Consider the following 16,994-nt stretch of genomic DNA (forward strand, 5'->3'; position numbering starts at 1 on the left):
ATTTTACCGAAATTCATAGAAAAAAGCTAGTACTGCGCCATGAAAAAGTCCCGGTTGGAACTTTCCTGGTCAATCTGATCAGCCGCGGAGATGAAAGGCAGCCAGATCAAGACGGCAATGACCAGGTTGACGACCGCCAAGACGATGGCCCGCCAGTCATAGTTGGTCGCCAGGAAGGGGCCAATGATTGGCGGGATGATGCCAGGAACCACGGCCTGGACCCGGTTGATCCAGCCCAGGCGCGTCACCACGTAAGCCAAGGAAACGTTGGCCAAAGGCGCCGCGATAAAGGGCACCAGGCAAACGGGGTTCAAGATGATCGGCAACCCATACAAAACCGGCTCATTGATGTTGAAGACGCTTGGCGCCAAAGCGACCTTGGCCAAGGTACGGTGGTCGCTGCGCTTGGAGAAAAGCAGGATTCCGATGACCAAAGGCAGACCGACGCTGTCGACCCCGAAGACGCCAAATGACGCGGAAGTCCACAGGTAAGGGATCGCGCTCCCCTTGGCCGCGGCCAGGATGTTGGCGTTCTGCGCCGTGGCCCAGACCGACCCGATAACCGGAGCCATGACCCCGTTCCCGTTGATGCCAAAGAACCAGAAGATCTGGATCAGGCCGGTAACGACGAAGACCATCAAGAAGCCCTGGCCCAAGTTGGCCAAGGGCAATTGGATGATGTGCAGCAGCCATTCACCAAAATACTGGCCAGTCATGACCTGAAAGAGGTAGTTGCCCCCGCCAACGACAAAAAGGGAGATGATGACCGGCAGCATGGACTCAAAGGCCGCCAGCTGGGCATGGGGCATCTGGCTGTAAATGGGGATCACCAGCCGGCCTTTGACGCACAGAATATAGATGGCCACGCCCAAGCCGCCAAACAAAATGGCGGTGAACATCCCCGTCGTCGACAATTGCTGGATGTTGAAGGCGTCATCGATTCTGAACCTGGTCTCCCCCTTGGTCAGGTAGGCGTAATTGGCAATGCTCATCATGAATGAGGACAAGGAGGTCATGGCCCCGGCCAGGCGGTTGACTTCAAAGGTCCGGGCCAGCTGGTAGCCCCAGGCCAAGGCAAAGAAGAGGGCAAACATGGCCACGCTCCCCCGCCAGACGAAGTTGCATGCGCCTACCAAGGGCTGCAGGAGGGTGGCCAAGACGTGCCAGTTCCAGTTCTTGTCAGCCGCGTTGATCAAGCTCTTGATCAAGACGGCAAAAGAACCCGTCACCGTGATTGGCAGAGTCGAGACAAACGCGTCGCGCAAGGCCACCAGCCAGCGCACCGCGGCGATCTGGTTGGCCAGCGGCAGCAGGTAGCGCTCAAGCCAGTCAGCTGCCCTATTCACTCTTCTTCTCCTTCAGGTAGTGCGGGTGGTAGCCCTTGTTCTTGTTCTTGCGCTTCTGGTGCTTTTTCTTTTTGCCCTTGTCTGCCTGCTTGCCCTGGCTCAGCTTGCCCTTGTCTTTTTCGGCCTTCTTTGCCGGCTTGTCCGTGCTCAGGCGGTAGCCGGCAAAGTAGACCCGCTGCAGCGTGATTTCCGGCACTTCTTCCAAAAGCTTCTTCAAATCGCGGAAATCGTGGTCGTCGCCCAAGGTTACCACGTAGCCCTTCTGCTCCATCCGCCCCGTCCGGCCAGCCCGGTGGGTGTAGGTATTGACGTCTGCCGGAACTTCATAGTTGATGACGTAGGTCAGCTTGGGGATATCCAAGCCGCGCGCTGCCAGGTCGGTGGCCAGCAGCAGCTTGGTCTTGCCGCTGGCCAGGTCAGCCAGGGCTTTTTGCCGCTTGTCCTTGGGCATTTCATTGTTCAGCATGGCAAATTTGGTCTTGGTATGGCCAAAAATCCGCGCGAAGCGGGTCATGCTTTCGTTTGAGTCAAAGAACAAGAGCCCGCGGAAGTGGTCCAGCTTGGTCAGTCTTTGCAGGAATTCAATCTTGTGGCTGTTGTCCACCTGCAGGAAGTCGTGGTCGGTCTGGCTGCCCTGGTCCGGTCTGACGTCGACCAGGAGGAAGTTCCGAGCAAAAATTGCCTCGGCTTCCTTGGTGATCTGGGATTCCGTGGCCCCAAGCAAAAGAATCTGGCTGCTGGACGGCAGGTTTTGGCCTAAAGAGCTTAAAAGGTCCAGCTTGGCAAATTCCAGGATGTCGTCGGCTTCATCGATGATCAAGGTCTTGATCTGGGCCAGCTTGATCCGTCCGCTGGAGAAGAAGTCAAAAAAGCGCCCTGGCGTGGCCACCAGCACCTCGGCCGTCCCCTTCTTCAGCTTTTCATCCTGGCGCTTGCGGTTGCCGGCCCCTACCAAAGCCAGGGTCTTTAAGCCCAATGCCTGGGCAAAGGGCTGGATCGCGTTGCGGATCTGCACGGCCAGCTCCGTCGTTGGCGCCAAAACGACCATGGCATTTCTTTGCCCGGCCGTGACCCGCTCCAGGCTCGGCAAGGCATAAGCCAGGGTCTTCCCGGTCCCGGTCTTGGCCAGGCCGATCAGGCTGGCGCCGTGCTTGATAGCGTCAAAAGTCCGCTCCTGAATCAAAGTCGGCTTGCTTTTGCCGGTCTTCTCCAATACTGCTTGAATTTTCTCGTTATACATCATTGCGTTAATCGTCCATATTTCTGTTCATACTGCTGACTGGTGCCCATATAGGCGTACATTGTCACGGGCCACTTGAGGCCGGTCATCCCGCTGACCCGCCCCTTGGTCGAATACTGCCAAAAGCAGTATTTCAGCTGGCTCGGGGTCTTTCGGTCCGTTGACAGGAACTCGCAGCCTTTTGGAAAAAGCTTGGCATACTTGCTGTCGGCCCTGACCATGACCGTGCGGCGCTGCTTGAGCAAAAGCCGGCTCATCTGAGCCAGGCAGGTGAGAGCCGCGGCTGAGGGGTCGCTGCTGCCGGCATCAAGCAAGACAGGCAGGCTGCCCAGCTGGCTGCCGGCCTTTTCCTCCAGGTACTTGACCTGCGAGCAGGCCGACTGGCGCGAGTCAACCTTGACCCGGGTGCCGTAAGCCAGCTTGCTGCCCTTGAGCTTCTTTCTAAAAGTTAGATAAGACCGATCAAACTCCCGCTTGCCGGTCGTGGCCTGCAGGTAGACGAAAGAGACCCCATTTTGCTGCAGCCGCTCCAGCCTGACCGCGGTCTGCCGCTGATCCAGGCCGATGCCCACCGTGCTCTGCGAAGACCCGTGAGGCAAAGTCGTCTGGGCCCGGTAATTGGATATGCCATAAGCGAGCAAGGCCAGGGCCGCGATTAAAAAGCTGATAATCGCCGGCAAGGTTACCCAGTGTTTAAAGTGTCGATTTTGGTCCATCTCTGCCTCCTGCTTTCATTTTATACAACAAAACAGGCCCTGTCATATCAAATTGCTTCAGCCAGCATTGAAAAGCGCCTATTGCCAAAGACCAGACCCATTGACGGTTTCTAGATATAGTAAATTTAAGTTATAATAATAAGCATCAAGAAATTAATCGAGGTAAAAAAATTGCAAAGACAGATTTCCTTTCGCCAGGCGCTGGCAACCGTGGTTGGTTCCGTCATCGGGGCCGGCGTTTTCTTTAAAATCGGCACCATTACCCAACAGACCGGGTCCCCGTCCATGACTATTTTCGTCTGGATTCTAGCCGGACTCATCTCCATCTGTTCCGGGCTGACGGTCTCTGAAATTGCCGCCGCTTTGAACGTCAACGGGGCCATTGAATACCTGGACTACACTTATGGCAATATCTGGGGCTTTCTTTTTGGCTGGGCGGAAATGACCGTCTATTTTCCGGCCCAGATCGCGGCCTTGTCCGCCATCTTCGGCGAGCAGTTCGTGACCCTGCTGGGCCTGAAAGGACTTGACTCCAAATGGGTCGCGCTGGCCCTGGTCCTCTTCTTGCTGGGGATCAACCTCCTGGGCACCAAAGCCGCGGCCAGGATGCAAGCGGTCGTGACCGTCATCAAGCTGATCCCTTTGGCCTTGATCATCTTCTTCGGCTTCTTAAACCCGCATCCCGTGGCCATCTCCTTGTTCCCGCCGACGCCAGGAGCGGACCAGTCCTGGCTTGGCGCGGTCAGCCAGGGGCTCTTGTCTGCCCTTTTTGCCTTTGAAGGCTGGATCATCGTGACCAACCTGGCCAAAGAGGTGCGCGATCCCACAAAGGACTTGTCCAGAGCCATCATCATCGGCTTGAGCGTCGTCACCGTCATCTACGTGCTGATCAACTACGCCTTTATGACCGTGCTGCCTTTTGGCAAGATTGCCGGCAACCAGAATACGGCCTTCTATGCCTCCTTGCGCCTTTTCGGCCCAGTTGGCGGGAAACTCGTCACGACCGGGATCCTGATCTCAGTCTACGGGGCCTGCAATGGCTTTATGCTGACCGGGATTCGGACGCCCTTTATCCTGGCCCAGGCTGGCCGCCTGCCCTTTTCCAGCAAACTGGGCCGCTCCTCTGTGAGAACTGGCGTCCCGGTCTTCTCCGCCCTGCTCGTGGACGCGATTGCCCTGGTCATGATCGCCCTGGGGAGCTTTGACATCCTGACCGACATGCTGGTCTTCGTGATGTGGACCTTCACCACCCTGCTCTCCGTAGCCGTCTTTATCCTGCGCAAGAGAGAGCCAGAACTGGAACGGCCCTTCAAGGCGCCCGGCTACCCGCTCATCCCCTTGATTTCCGTCATTGGCGGCTTATTCATCATCGTAATGACCGTCATCAACCAGTTCGTCTTGTCAGTCATCGGCCTGGGGCTGACTCTGCTGGGACTGCCAATCTACTACTGGGTCAAGATGACCAGGGATTGAGCTTTTTTAATAAAACAAGAAAAAACGATCCAGTTCAAGTGAACTGGGTCGTTTTCTGTATGCAAACAAAATTATAGACTTTAGGAATTGCCAATTAATGCCTGCTGGTCCAAGGACTAGTTGTCGTTTTCGTGCTTCTTGCTGAATTCTTCAACGACTTGCGGCTTGATCACGCCAACGTATGGCAGGTTGCGGTAAAGGCCGGCAAAGTCCATCCCGTAGCCGATGACGAATTCGTTGCCCACGTGGGTGCCGTAGTATTCGACTTCGACTTCAGTGGTCCGGCGGGCGGTCTTGTTCAAGAGCACGCAGCACTTGACTGACTTGGCGCCGCGCTTGATCATTTCGTCCTTCATGAACTTCAGGGTCAGCCCCGTGTCGACGATGTCTTCCACGATCAAGACGTCGCGGCCGGTCACGTCAGCTTCCAGGTCGTGGGTTACGGTAATCTTGCCGCTTGATTCAGTGCCGTTGCCGTAGCTGGAAACGTCGATAAAGTCGATGTCGCAAGGCAGATCCATCTTCTTGAGCAAGTCGACCATGAAGAAGACTGCCCCCTTCAAGGCCCCAACGACCAAGACCCGCTTGCCGGCGTAATCCTTGGTCAATTGCTTGCCCAGGCGGGTGGTCATTTCATCAATGTCTTCTTCGCTAAACAACTTGTGGTCTACTGCATCGTGAATACTCTTCATTATCTGACTTCCTCAATAAAAAATTATCTAATTTCGTACCAATACCGTACGTAAAGACTAGCTTCAATTAATATATTCAGATTATAACATTAATTACGAAAAAAGAGGCAATTTTCTCCAAGAAAATTGCCTCTTTTCAGAATTTTAAGCTTCTTTTTTGGCCTGATCGTTTGCCTTTAGCTTTTCCACGACGAACCAGCGCATAAAGCCCTGCTGGATGTCCTCCAAGGTAAAGCGGTAGCCCTCAAATTCAACCGCGTCGCCCTTCTTCAGGTTCGGGTACTGCTCCATCATATAGCCGCCAATGGTGATGATGTCGCTATCTTGGAAGCACTTGAGGTTCTGGTGGAAGTAGCGCTCAAAGTCATATAGGGTCGTCTTCCCTGAAACATGAATCTCGCCTTCGCCGTTCTTGATGATGTATTCATCGGAGACGTCATCGATTTCGTCCTTGACCGAGCCGAAGAGCTCTTCGTAAATGTCCTTGTCAGTCACGATCCCCGAGGTCCCGCCGTATTCATCCACGACCAAGACGATTGGCGTGTGCTTGCTGATCATTTCCCGCAAGATATCCTGAATCGGCATGGATTCCGGAACCGTGATGATGGTCCGGTTGATCCGGCTGACCGGAACGGAAGCATCCGTCCGGCTCTGCTGGACGATATCGTAGGCATAGACGTAGCCTACCACGTCGTCCTTGTCATTGTCTCTGACGACTGGGAAACGGCTGTAGCCGTCATCCAGGTACTTCTTCAGAGCCGTCTTGACCGTTTCGGTCGCGTCTAGAACCGTCAGACGGGTCCGGTCAGTCATGATGTCCTTGGCCACCTTGTCGTTAAGCTCAAAGGCCCGTTCCATGTAGGTCAAGTCTTCCTTGTCCAGGGCTCCGCCATGAACGGCGTTCTTGGACAGGCGGATGATTTCTGACTGCGAGTAGACCTCATTCTCCTCATCAGCCGGCTTGAAGCCCATCAGCTTCAAGATGCCCGCGCTGCTCGTGTTCAAAAGCCAGACGAAGGGATATACGATCGTGTGGAAGAGGTGCAGCGGCGTTACGATCCCCATCAGCATCTTCAAGGGCTGGTCAATGGCAATGTTCTTTGGCACGACTTCCGTCAAGACGACTTCCAGGTAGGTCAGGAAGATCACGCCCAGCAAAGCCCCCAAAGTATCGACCAGGTGCTGGTTCATGGGCGTCAGCTTCAAGAGCCGCTCAAAAATGGTGGACAAGGTGTCCGCCCCAAACCAGCCCAGGATAACGCCGACCAGCGTGGTCCCAACCTGGGTCGTGGACAGGTACTCGTTCAAGTTGTGAGTCATGTGCAAGGCCCGCTTCAGCTTCTTGACGTTGCCGTCTTTATTGGCAATCTTGTCCTCCAGCTGGCTTGGCCGCACTTGGACCAGGGCAAATTCCGCGGCCACGAAGAAGGCCGCGAACACAAAGATTATTAGAATAGCAAGTAAATTTATCCAGATTTGCGTCGTACTCATCTAAGTCACCTAATTTATTATTGAATGCTCTATGCCTATTTTAACATTCTTTTTCACAAAGTTGCCCTAGCTGACCAAAATATACGCCAAAAAAGGAGCCGTGGGGCTCCTTTTAGGCTTATTCAGCTTGTTTTCGCTGGCTTAGTCATCCAAGCCGCGCCAGTGCCACTCAGTGACTTCCGGAATATCGGTCCCGTTGTCGCGGATGTAGTCGTGGTGCTTGGCCAGCAGGCGGTCCATCTCATCGATAAAGGCCGCGCTCTTGTCCTTGAGGGCTGGGATCTGTTCAACCGCGTCCTTGGCCAGGTCAAAGCGGTCAAGGTGGTTCAAGACCCGCATGTCAAATGGCGTCGTAATGTCCCCGTTTTCTTCATAGCAGTGGATGGAGACGTTGTAGCGCTTGCGGGCAAACCAAATGGCTTCCATCATGGTCTTGTAGCCGTGCCAGGCAAAAATGGTCGGCACGTCGCTTGGGAAGAGGCGGTCGAATTCTTCCTGGGAGATGGCGGCTGGGTTGTCCTTTGGCGCCATCAGCTTCATCACGTCGACCACGTTGATGTAGCGGATCTTCAAGTCTGGGAAATGCCGGTGCAGAATGTCGATCGCGGCTAAGGTTTCCATGGTCGGCTCGGTTTCAGTCGAAGCAAAGACGACGTCTGGCTTGGCATCCTTGTCGGTTGAGGCCCAGTCAACGTAGCCCAAGCCTTGGCTGACCAGCTTGGCGGCTTCGGCAGCCGTGAACCATTGCGGCCGCTCCTGCTTGGAAGTTACCAGGAGGTTGATGCATTCCCGGTTGCGGAAGGCCTTGTCGGCTACGGCCAGCAGGGTGTTGGTGTCGGCTGGCAGGTATTCATGAATCAGGTCTGGCCGGTTCTTTTCAAACAAGTGGGTCAACAGACCTGGATCTTGGTGGGTGTAGCCGTTGTGATCCTGCTGGAAGACGGTTGACGTAGCCACGAAGTTCAATGATGGGTAATCGCGGCGCCAGTACTGCTCCTTAGCCTTGCGCAGCCACTTCATGTGCTGGGTCAGCATGGAGTCGACCACGCGCCCGAAGGCCTCGTAAGTGGCAAAGAAGCCGTGGCGGCCAGTCAAGACGTAGCCTTCCAGCATCCCCTCGTCCTGGTGTTCTGACAGCTGGGAGTCGATCAGACGCCCCTGGGCAGCCAGGTTTTCGTCATTTGGCTCATGAATGTCGTCTTCCCATTGCCGCTTTTCCTGGTCAAGGAAGTCAAACAGGCGGTTGGACTTGGATTCGTCCGGCCCAAAGCCGCGGAAGCTGCTTGGGTTCAGCTCGGCCACCTTGGTCAGGTACTTGGCCCATTCCACCATGTCTTGGGCGCTCTTGGAGCCTGGCTTGCCCACTTCCAGGGCATAGTCGCGCCAGTCAGGCAGGTTCAGGCGCTTAGGATTGAGCCCGCCGTTGGTTACCGGGTTCATAGCCATTCTTTGGTCGCCGTGAACCGCGTTTTCCAGAACCAAGGCGGTTGGGTAGCCATTTTCATCGAACAGTTCTTCCGGCTTGTAGCTCTTCAGCCAGTCCAGCAGCAGCTCCTTGTGGTCCATGTGCTTCTGGTCGACTGGGATTGGAATCTGGTGGGCCCGGAAGGAATTCTCGATCGGCTGGCCATCAAGGTCGAATTGCGGACCAGTCCAGCCCTTTGGGCACTGGAAGATGAGCAGCGGCCAGTGGGCAAAGGATTCATCCCCGTTTTCGCGGGCCCGCTTCTGGATGGCCTTGATGTCTTCAATGATGGCATCCATGGTCTTGGCCATTTCTTCATGGATCTGGCCAATCTCCTTCATTCCGTCAAAGCGCCCGCCCTTGAAGGTGGAGACGAAGTAAGGCTTCCAGCCCATCCCTTCAAAGTACTTGGTCAATTCTTCATCGCTCATGCGGGAAGTGATGGTCGGGTTGGAAATCTTGAAGCCGTTGACCTGCAGGATTGGCAAGACGGCACCGTCCTTGACCGGGTTGATGAAGCGGTTGGCAAACCAGCCAGCAGCCAGCGGGCCGGTTTCGGCTTCCCCGTCGCCGATTTCAGTTGCAGCAATCATGTCTGGGTTGTCCAAGATGGCACCGGTCGCGTGGGAGAGCGAGTAGCCCAGTTCCCCGCCTTCGTGGATTGAGCCTGGAGTTTCCGGCGCCGCGTGGGAAGCCACGCCGCCTGGGAAGCTGAAGCGCTTGAAGAGCTTGGCCATGCCGGCCTCGTCCTGGGTGATTTCCGGGTAGCGCTCAGTGTATGACCCGTCCAGGTATGAGTTGGAAACCATGACCTGGCCGCCGTGGCCGGAGCCTTCAATGTAGAACATGTTCAAGTCATACTTCTTGATCACCCGATTCAAGTGGGCGTAAATGAAGTTTTGCGGCGCGATCGTGCCCCAGTGGCCAACCGGCTTGATTTTCACGTCTTCAGCCGTCAGTTCTTGCTTCAAAAGCGGGTTCTTCAGCAGGAACAACTGGCCCACTGACAGGTAGTTGGCTGCCCGCCACCAGGCGTCAACGCTCTTCAAGTAGTCTTTTGAGTCATAGTCAACAGTCATGATTTATCTTCTCCTTTGCATTCGCGAAGCACTGGCTCTGCCAATTTCTCAATCGTTATCTATGCTTTAATCATACTCAGTTTATAAATTGATGTCAATCTATTTTACAATTGGTAGTATCCAATTTAACCATTTTTTATAAAAAAACCAGCCATGGAAAATTCCATGACTGGCCTGCCTAATTCAAGTTGACGAAAGTATTAAAGCGCATGTATTTGTAGTGAACCCGCATCGTGGACACTTCAAAAGGCGTCCCGTCAGCTAAAAAGAAGATCCCGGACATGACGCCGACCGGCTCGGTTGCCTTGAGCTGCAACTGGGCCTGGTCCTCCGCGCTTGACGGCTCAACCGTGATCGTCAGGTAGGACTTGGTCACGTCCTGGCCCTGGTCGCTTTGCAGGTAGTTAAACAAAGAGCCTTGCAGAATATCATCATTTAATTCCGGCGCGATCTTGATCGGCACGAAGCCCTCTTCAATCAGGAAAGGCTGGTCATCCAGGAGGCGCAGGCGCTTAAACTGGTAGACAAAGTCATTCTCATTCAAAAAGAGGTCCTGGGCCGTTTCAGGACTGGCCTTGACGGCCCGGAAATCCAAGAGCTTGATTGACTGCTTTTTGCCTGGAGCCGTAAAGCTGTCGGTCAGCCCCAAGTTGGAGCCTTCATAGCGGAACATGGACTGGTTCTTTAAGTAGAGCGGGTTGATGAAGGTCCCGCTGCCCCGCTTCTTAAAGACGATTCCCTGGCGCTCCAACAGCTCCAGGGCCCGCTTCATCGAAGTCCGGCTGACTTGGTAGTAGTCTGCCAGACTTCGCTCGTCTGGCAGCCGCATCCCCTCGTACCTGCCGGCCATGATATTCTGCTTGATATCATGCATTACTCTGCGGTATACGTAATCTGCCATCTGATCACCTGCCTGTTACTTGCCGGCTTGGGCAATAGCGGCCACAAACCACTTCTTGAAGGCTTCCCGGTCAACCTTGACCGCGATTTTCGCGTTGGCTGGCATCTTGAAGAAGCCGTCAAAGTCCATGACTGAGGCCCCGTAAGTGTAAGGGCTCTTGGTGTCAACGGCCACATAGGCATCCTTGACTTCAAAAAGCTCCGGCGCCAAAAGCATAGCGACTGACAAGGCGTCGTAGATCCGCTTGCCCTTGGCAGCCGCGGCATCGTTGACTTCATAGTGGGAGTTCAAGCCATAGATCATTTCGCCAACTGGCCCCAAAGCCTTGATCTCTTCCAAGGTCTCAGCTTCCACGAAGGCCTGGTTGCCGACTTCAAGCGGGGCAACGAAGATCTTTAAGCCCTTAAGCCCCTCGTCAAAGACGATCTTGGCTGCTTCCGGGTCACCGGACACGTTGTATTCGTCGTATGGCCCGTAGTTTCCGCGGCCCAGCGCCCCGCCCATGATGTAGAGGACGTCGATCTTGGCCAGGTCTTCCGGGTATTGGCGCAGGTACAGGGCAAAGTCGGTAGCTGGCCCAATCTGCATCAAGGTTACGGGTTCTGAGCTAGCCGCAACCGTCTCATGGATGGCTGTAGCTGCCAGGCCAGGCTTAAGCAGGCTTTGATCAGCCGGCGGGAAGTCAAACCCGTCCATCCCGCTCTTGCCGTGAACTTCAGAAGCATCGATCGCTGGCTTAAGCAAAGGCAGCTTGGCCCCGGCCACGACCGGCACCTTGGTGCCCAGGAACTTTTGCAAGCGCAAGGCGTTGTTCAGGGTCTTGTCCAAGGCCACGTTGCCCCAGGTTGGCACGATCAGCTTGACGTCCAGCTCCTTGGCGAAAAGCGCGATGGTCAGGCAAACCGCGTCGTCGATCCCCGGGTCAGTTGAAATAATCAAAGGTTTCTTGTTCATGTATTACACTCCAATTTTCGTTATTTAAGCTTAAGTATCCGTGCTTTTTAGCAAAAAAACAAAATAATAGCTCTATTTTAGCATATTTTTTGGTACAAAAAGCAAAACAAAGAAGCCCGTACGGGGCTTCTTTTTGCAAAATTCTTATTATGCTCTTAACGGCATCTCGTTTCAATCTCCCCGTTGTCGCGGGCAATGATCACTTCATCACAGATATCCAAGAACAGGCCGTGTTCAACTACCCCCACCGTGTGGTCCAGGTAGTCGGCCAAGCCACTTGGCACTGGCACGGAATCAACGTGCAGGTCCAGGATGTAGTTGCCGTAGTGGGTCTTCAAGCGGCTGCCGTCCGCATTCAAACGGAACTGCGGATTGAGCCCTTCCGCTTCAAAGCGGCGCTTGTTCTGCTCGCAGGAGATCGGCAAGACCTCGACTGGCAGCGGGAAGCCGCTCAAGTGGTCCACGACCTTGCTTTCATCAACGATCCAGACGTTCTTCTTGGAGTTGACGGCCACGTTCTTTTCCAAGGTCAAAGCCGCGCCGCCGCCCTTAATCCCGTTGAGCTGCTTGTCAACCCGGTCAGCCCCGTCGACGGTCAAGTCGGCCTGGTCGATGTCAGCCAGCTCGCTGACCGTAAAGCCCAAGCCTTCCAGCTGCTTGCGGCTGCGACTGGACGTCGTGACGACAGCCTTAAGGGCCAGGCCTTCTTCTTCCTTGCGCCGGCCCAGTTCATCGATGAAGAACTTGACCGTTGAACCGGTCCCAACGCCCAAAATCATGCCATCTTCTACCAAGCCCGCTGCCTGCTTGGCGGCAGCCTGCTTCAATTCATCTTGCTTTTGGCGGTCCATCTGCTTGTCTCCTTTTCTGTCAATCTTTGCTTTTTCTCGATGTTTATTCTTCTTCAGTCAAAGCCGCGGTCAGCTCTTTGACCTGGCCGGCAATGTCGCCCTTGCCAAAAATATATGAGCCGGCAACGAAGACATCGGCGCCTGCTGCTTGGGCAATCTTGGCCGTTTCGGCATTGATCCCCCCGTCGACTTCGATCATGACCCGGCGGCCTGGGCGGGAAGCGTGGGCGTCAACGACTTCCTTGGCCGCCCTGATTCTTTCCGCTGAATCTGGCAGGAACTTTTGCCCGCCAAAGCCTGGGAAGACGGTCATGATCAAGGCTTGGTCGATCTTGGCGGCCAGCTTGGTCAAAACCTTGACGTCAGTGCTTGGGTTCAAGGCCACGCCCATCCGGCTGCCATGCCGGTGGAGGTAGTCAGCCCAGCTGCCGATCTGGTTGGGATTTTCAACGGCTTCGTAGTGGAATTCGATTAAGTCGGCACCCGCGTCCGCGAAGACTGGCACCATTTCGTTGACCTTGTCCCCCATCAAGTGGACTTCCGCCTGGACGTTTGGGAAGTGGCGCTTGAAATCCTTGACCAATTGCGGGCCATAGGACAGGTTGGATACGAAGTGGCCATCCATGACGTCGATATGGAAGCGGGTAATGCCCGCGTCAACGGCTTCCTGAATCTGCTCGCCAAGGAACATATTGTCTGCATTTAAAATTGAAGGTGCGATCAGCATTCGCTTATTATCCTTTCTGCTTCTTAATGATTGTGACTCGATGTTTTTCCTGTGCCTACTTTACACCAGTTTGCCCAAAAATCCTATTTTTTATCTGCCTCATCAGCAGCCTTGACTTCGGCTGAGGCAGGAATTGACGGCTGGGCGCCAAGCTTTTGCACGGCCAGGGAGCTGGCGCGGTTGGCAAAACGGGCTGCCTCCTGGACGTTGCTGAAGTCGCTCTTGACGGTCCCGGAAAAGTAGCCCAGGAAGGTGTCCCCAGCCGCCGTGGTGTCCACTGCCTTGACCTTGAAGGCTGGAACCAGACCGGTAAAGGCTTCGGCTGAGACATATGAGCCCTTGCTGCCATAAGTGATGATGACCGTCTTGATCCCCATCTCGTGCAGCTTGGCGGCATTTTTGGCCAGGTCGGCCTCATTTTCAACCGGCAAGCCCGTCAACAGGGCGCTTTCGGTTTCGTTTGGCGTAATGGCATCAGTCAAGTCCAGCAATTCCTGGGGCAGGTCTTTGACTGCCGGGGCAGGATTCAGGATGGTCACCTTGCCGGCAGCCTTGGCCAGCTTGAAAGCCGCAATCGTCGCCGGGATCGGGGTTTCCAGCTGGGCTACGACACAGTCGGCTTGGGCAATCAAGTCCTTGGCCTTTTCAACGTCGGCACTGGTCAGCTTGTAGTTGGCGCCATGATCGATGATGATGTCGTTTTGCCCTTCGGCATTCAAAGTAATGTAAGCATGGCCGGTTTTTTCGCCGGGAGTAGTCAGGATGTGACCGGTCTTGACCCCGTAGCCTGACAGCTGGTCGATCATCCAGGGGCCGAAATTGTCATCGCCGACCCGGGAAATAAAAGTACATTCTGCCCCGCTCTTGGCCGCCGCGATGGCCTGGTTGGCCCCCTTGCCGCCGCCGGCTTCACTGACGCCAGTGGCGTTGATCGTTTCGCCAGGCTTTGGGAAGTCCTGAACGTGCAGGGTCGTGTCCACGTTGCTTGAGCCAACAACAATAATCCGTTTCATAGTTTGATCCTCTCATTCATTTTTTCTGACGTTTGCTATCTAAAAATAATTATAACCGAACTTCGCCTGCACGGGCTTTTCACAATAAAAAACCTGCCGCCAAATTGGCACCAGGTCCACATCAATGCTATTTCAGACTGTATGCAATCTTATAGCGGTTAAGGCTGTACTTGTCATAGATGTCAGCTATGACTTCATTGAAGTTCTGAATTCTCTGATTGCCATCGCTTGCCGCTGACTGGAACCTTTCCGCCAGGCCCTCCAGAACCTGCTGCTTGACCTGCTCATAGTCGCTGACCTGGTCCGGGGTCTTGCGCAAGTCGCGGATCAGGGCACTCAGCGTAAAGTCGGACTCAGCCGCCAGAAAATTCAGCTCATGGTCAAAGACCAGGCAATAGCGGTAGGTCTTCCGGCCGCGAAAGTCCACGGAGTTGAAGATGTCCAGGTAAAGGTAAAGCTTCAGTTTCTTCAGGTCTGCCGGCGTCAATTGCCCGGTCAGCATCTTGAAGTTCTGGTAGTTGACGAAAAAGTCGTAGAAATCGCCGTAAAAGTCGTCCTGGAAATGGTCCAGGGCTGGATCCGCGTCATCCAGCAGCTGCCTCTCCAGGACTGCCCGCAATGTTTCTGCCATATTTTTTCAACCTCCAAAAAAGCCACTCTACAAAATCCATCATGCCTATTATAGCCAAGATCATGCACAGAAAAAAGACGGGCTTATTGCCCGTCCTTTCCCTCAAAATTGTCATAGCGGTCGCCGAATTCCTTCATGAAGCTGGAGTTGAACAAGTCCTCCTTAAGCTGCTGCCATTTTGGACTGGCGGCTTCAGCCAGCTTCTTGCGGCCGGACAAAAGCGCCGATAACTCGCCCGTCGTGGACAAGAACCTGCCCTGCCGCTGGCTGCTGAGCAGAAATTTGGCATCAACCGGCTTTTCCAATAAGCGGCCATGCTCATCAAAGCGGTAGCCGCCCCACATGTGCTGCTTGACCGGATTCTTCAGCTGCACGCTGTCGATATAGTGCAGCCGGCCCACCATCTTGTGCGTTGCCGTATAGCCCAAGGTCACGGGATCATAGATATCCACGTAGGCATTGATCTTGGGGCGCAAGTGATTGGCCATCTGCCGCTGGCGCCGGTCCAGCATCCGCCAGATATTGGTCCCCTCATAGAGGTAGGCCCCGGCAATCTGCCCGGAGTGGCGGCAATTGGCCAGGGCATACTGGGCGTTGATTGCCCCTAAGGAATGGCCGTAGATGTAAAAACGGCTCTTAGGGAATTCAAGCAGCCAGCGGTTCAAGTACTTGGCGGCTGTAAGCAGCTGACTGGGCACGGCCCTGGAGTCCGTTACCATATTGACAAAAATTGGCAGGTTGGTCTTCATCCATTCGTCGCGCCAAGTGGTGACGTTGCCCTTTTTCAGGCCATACGACCCCTTGAACAGGACCGTAATCTCAATCTGCGGGCCCGTGTGGTTTTCCAGCAAAAAAGCCTGCATCCCGTCTTCGGCATAAACGTCCCGGGTCAAGACGCCGATGGCCTTCTGGCCGATCTCGACCGTCTCCCCGATGTTCAAGCCCTCGTAGGCTTTTTGCGCCAGCTGCACCCGCTCTTTGTCAGTCAGGCATTCATTAATCATCTAGATCCACATCCTCGCCCTGCAAATACTTGCTGAAGGCGGCGTAGTCCCTTTCCATCTGGTCGGCATACGCCAGCGCCCAGCTGGCCAGGCCATCATCCAAGTCGCGCTGCTTGTGGACATAGCCATAGATCATTGGCGCGGTCGGACTTTCGTAGTGGGCTACGGCCAAAATGAAGGAGCAGATCAGGCAATAGGCTGAGAAACTTTCCAGATCTAATTTTAGGGGGTCAATGGAGTCCTTCATGTCGCGGAATTGACGGACATAGAAGGAGCGCCCATTGACGTGCATGGCGCCCAGGAAGGGGTCATAGTGGGTCTGCAGCACCCGCTGGGCCGTAATGATCCGCTTGCCTTCGTCCTTTTCCTGGGACCGGCTTTCGCTGACCGTCAAGGCGGACAGGTTGTAGCGCAGCGGCATGGCCTCTTTGATCTGAAGCACCAGGTGGCTGCCATCCTTGCCCGTCAGCAGGGCCAGGTAGCAGCGCGTGCCCCAGGAGCCAACGCCGACTGAGTAGCGGATCATGTCCGTAACCTGGTAGCTCATCAGCAGCACCCGCACGTCATCTGAGACGCTTTGCTGGTACTCACCCATCCCCTGCAGCAATTGGGCATAGAGCCCAGGCGACACCCGCCGGGCACGCGGCGGATTTTCATTGAAGCGCAGCTGCCCGTCCGCGTCCAGGTGGGTGAACTTCTTGACCACCTTGTCTGAATTGTTCTTCGGCGCCCTTTGGGCCACCTTCTTCAAGACCGCCTTCATCCGCTCGCTTTCCGTCATCTCTTCGATCAAGTCGTTGATGTTGTAGGAAGCGTAGAACAAGTCCAGCAGGTCAAAGGAGTTGGCGTAGTCGATCCCCCGGCGGTAGCCGTGGACGGAATTGCGCAGGACGTTCTTGATCGCGTCCTGGTCAAAGCCGTTGATCCGCCCGGTCAATACGATGCTGGTCAACAGCCGCTTCAAGTCAAATTCCCAGTTGCCGATCCGGGCTTCGTCAAAGTCGTTGAGGCCAAACAGCAGCTGGCGCTCAGGCGAGGCAAAGAAGCCAAAATTGGTCAGGTGGGAGTCCCCGCAGATAATGACTGGAATATGGCTCAAGCAATCGTCAAAAGCCCTGAGGTCCGCTTCCATGATCCCTGCCGTGGCCCGGAAGTAGGAAAATGGATTCTGCATCATCCGCTCATGCCGCATCCCCAGCAATTCCGGGATCATTTTTTCCTCAGTGAGGCGGATCAAGTGAACCACATCCCGGTCAACCGGATTAAAGGTGGAGATGGCCCTGATTGGATACGTGAGCCGGCGCGCTTTCCCAAGCTTGATCAGGTCCTCCTTGCTGTCGCCGATGAACAGCTGGTCAATCTTGAAGCTCTCAATTTCATGCTTGTCTGTCTTCATAAAGCCTTCTATCAA

15 protein-coding genes are annotated in these 16,994 nt (G+C 54.8%); 1 reads left to right on the forward strand and 14 read right to left on the reverse strand.

The features are described from left to right. Positions 1–26 precede the first annotated feature (26 nt). From OCH80_RS02470 to OCH80_RS02480, 3 genes are read right to left on the reverse strand one after another with little or no spacing between them, the layout of a single operon-like run. The gene (locus OCH80_RS02470; protein WP_404537620.1) at positions 27–1,346 is read right to left on the reverse strand and encodes a PTS sugar transporter subunit IIC; all 1,320 of its coding nucleotides are present in this window, start codon (positions 1,344–1,346) and stop codon (positions 27–29) included. After that, positions 1,339–2,586 (reverse strand): DEAD/DEAH box helicase, encoded by a 1,248-nt coding sequence (locus tag OCH80_RS02475; RefSeq protein ID WP_404537768.1) that lies wholly within the window; start codon positions 2,584–2,586, stop codon positions 1,339–1,341. Before OCH80_RS02475 ends, OCH80_RS02470 begins: the two co-directional genes overlap by 8 nt. Further along, a complete protein-coding gene (locus OCH80_RS02480; RefSeq protein WP_404537622.1) occupies positions 2,586–3,302 on the reverse strand; it encodes a hypothetical protein in 717 nt (238 codons plus the stop codon). Before OCH80_RS02480 ends, OCH80_RS02475 begins: the two co-directional genes overlap by 1 nt. Positions 3,303–3,473: 171 nt before the next feature. Between OCH80_RS02480 and OCH80_RS02485 the strand changes: the two genes are divergently transcribed. Continuing rightward, positions 3,474–4,775: an APC family permease gene (locus OCH80_RS02485; RefSeq protein ID WP_404537624.1), complete on the forward strand. Its 1,302-nt coding sequence runs from the start codon at positions 3,474–3,476 to the stop codon at positions 4,773–4,775. Positions 4,776–4,891: 116 nt separating this feature from the next. Here OCH80_RS02485 and hpt read toward each other — a convergent pair whose 3' ends face one another. From hpt to OCH80_RS02540, 11 genes are all read right to left on the reverse strand, one after another. Further along, the gene (gene hpt / locus OCH80_RS02490) at positions 4,892–5,467 is read right to left on the reverse strand and encodes a hypoxanthine phosphoribosyltransferase (RefSeq protein WP_404537626.1); all 576 of its coding nucleotides are present in this window, start codon (positions 5,465–5,467) and stop codon (positions 4,892–4,894) included. Between the two features lie 144 nt (positions 5,468–5,611). Then, complete coding sequence (locus tag OCH80_RS02495) at positions 5,612–6,958, reverse strand: hemolysin family protein (RefSeq protein ID WP_404537628.1); 1,347 nt, start codon at positions 6,956–6,958, stop codon at positions 5,612–5,614. Positions 6,959–7,099: 141 nt separating this feature from the next. Then, positions 7,100–9,502 (reverse strand): phosphoketolase family protein, encoded by a 2,403-nt coding sequence (locus tag OCH80_RS02500; RefSeq protein WP_404537630.1) that lies wholly within the window; start codon positions 9,500–9,502, stop codon positions 7,100–7,102. A 178-nt stretch (positions 9,503–9,680) separates the two neighbouring features. Continuing rightward, positions 9,681–10,403, reverse strand: a complete 723-nt coding sequence (locus OCH80_RS02505; RefSeq protein ID WP_404537632.1) for a GntR family transcriptional regulator — start codon at positions 10,401–10,403, stop codon at positions 9,681–9,683. A gap of 15 nt (positions 10,404–10,418) precedes the next feature. After that, positions 10,419–11,357, reverse strand: coding sequence for a nucleoside hydrolase (locus OCH80_RS02510; protein ID WP_404537634.1), 939 nt, complete (start codon positions 11,355–11,357; stop codon positions 10,419–10,421). A gap of 155 nt (positions 11,358–11,512) precedes the next feature. Continuing rightward, entirely contained in the window at positions 11,513–12,208 is a 696-nt protein-coding gene (gene rpiA, locus OCH80_RS02515) for a ribose-5-phosphate isomerase RpiA (RefSeq protein ID WP_154549160.1), read from the reverse strand. Positions 12,209–12,251: 43 nt separating this feature from the next. Next, a complete protein-coding gene (gene rpe, locus OCH80_RS02520; protein ID WP_154549159.1) occupies positions 12,252–12,935 on the reverse strand; it encodes a ribulose-phosphate 3-epimerase in 684 nt (227 codons plus the stop codon). A gap of 83 nt (positions 12,936–13,018) precedes the next feature. Next, positions 13,019–13,948, reverse strand: coding sequence for a ribokinase (gene rbsK, locus OCH80_RS02525; protein ID WP_404537637.1), 930 nt, complete (start codon positions 13,946–13,948; stop codon positions 13,019–13,021). A gap of 127 nt (positions 13,949–14,075) precedes the next feature. Next, on the reverse strand, positions 14,076–14,579 hold the full coding sequence (locus OCH80_RS02530; protein ID WP_404537639.1) for a hypothetical protein: 504 nt from the start codon (positions 14,577–14,579) through the stop codon (positions 14,076–14,078). 83 nt (positions 14,580–14,662) lie between these two features. Next, on the reverse strand, positions 14,663–15,583 hold the full coding sequence (locus OCH80_RS02535) for a DUF2974 domain-containing protein (RefSeq protein WP_206987623.1): 921 nt from the start codon (positions 15,581–15,583) through the stop codon (positions 14,663–14,665). After that, entirely contained in the window at positions 15,576–16,979 is a 1,404-nt protein-coding gene (locus OCH80_RS02540; RefSeq protein ID WP_404537641.1) for a DUF2252 domain-containing protein, read from the reverse strand. The genes OCH80_RS02535 and OCH80_RS02540 overlap by 8 nt, the downstream gene beginning before the upstream one ends. Positions 16,980–16,994 lie beyond the last annotated feature (15 nt).

This window comes from Lactobacillus sp. 23-2, from assembly GCF_044902225.1.
Lineage (GTDB): Bacteria > Bacillota > Bacilli > Lactobacillales > Lactobacillaceae > Lactobacillus > Lactobacillus absianus.

Bases quoted from the DNA above. Each gene is read 5' to 3' on its own strand.
- OCH80_RS02475 (WP_404537768.1), bottom strand. From the start codon at position 2,586: ATGTATAACGAGAAAATTCAAGCAGTATTGGAGAAGACCGGCAAAAGC.
- OCH80_RS02480 (WP_404537622.1), bottom strand. From the start codon at position 3,302: ATGGACCAAAATCGACACTTTAAACACTGGGTAACCTTGCCGGCGATT.
- hpt (WP_404537626.1), bottom strand. From the start codon at position 5,467: ATGAAGAGTATTCACGATGCAGTAGACCACAAGTTGTTTAGCGAAGAA.
- OCH80_RS02495 (WP_404537628.1), bottom strand. From the start codon at position 6,958: ATGAGTACGACGCAAATCTGGATAAATTTACTTGCTATTCTAATAATC.
- OCH80_RS02500 (WP_404537630.1), bottom strand. From the start codon at position 9,502: ATGACTGTTGACTATGACTCAAAAGACTACTTGAAGAGCGTTGACGCC.
- OCH80_RS02505 (WP_404537632.1), bottom strand. From the start codon at position 10,403: ATGGCAGATTACGTATACCGCAGAGTAATGCATGATATCAAGCAGAAT.
- OCH80_RS02510 (WP_404537634.1), bottom strand. From the start codon at position 11,357: ATGAACAAGAAACCTTTGATTATTTCAACTGACCCGGGGATCGACGAC.
- rpiA (WP_154549160.1), bottom strand. From the start codon at position 12,208: ATGGACCGCCAAAAGCAAGATGAATTGAAGCAGGCTGCCGCCAAGCAG.
- rpe (WP_154549159.1), bottom strand. From the start codon at position 12,935: ATGCTGATCGCACCTTCAATTTTAAATGCAGACAATATGTTCCTTGGC.
- rbsK (WP_404537637.1), bottom strand. From the start codon at position 13,948: ATGAAACGGATTATTGTTGTTGGCTCAAGCAACGTGGACACGACCCTG.
- OCH80_RS02530 (WP_404537639.1), bottom strand. From the start codon at position 14,579: ATGGCAGAAACATTGCGGGCAGTCCTGGAGAGGCAGCTGCTGGATGAC.
- OCH80_RS02535 (WP_206987623.1), bottom strand. From the start codon at position 15,583: ATGATTAATGAATGCCTGACTGACAAAGAGCGGGTGCAGCTGGCGCAA.
- OCH80_RS02540 (WP_404537641.1), bottom strand. From the start codon at position 16,979: ATGAAGACAGACAAGCATGAAATTGAGAGCTTCAAGATTGACCAGCTG.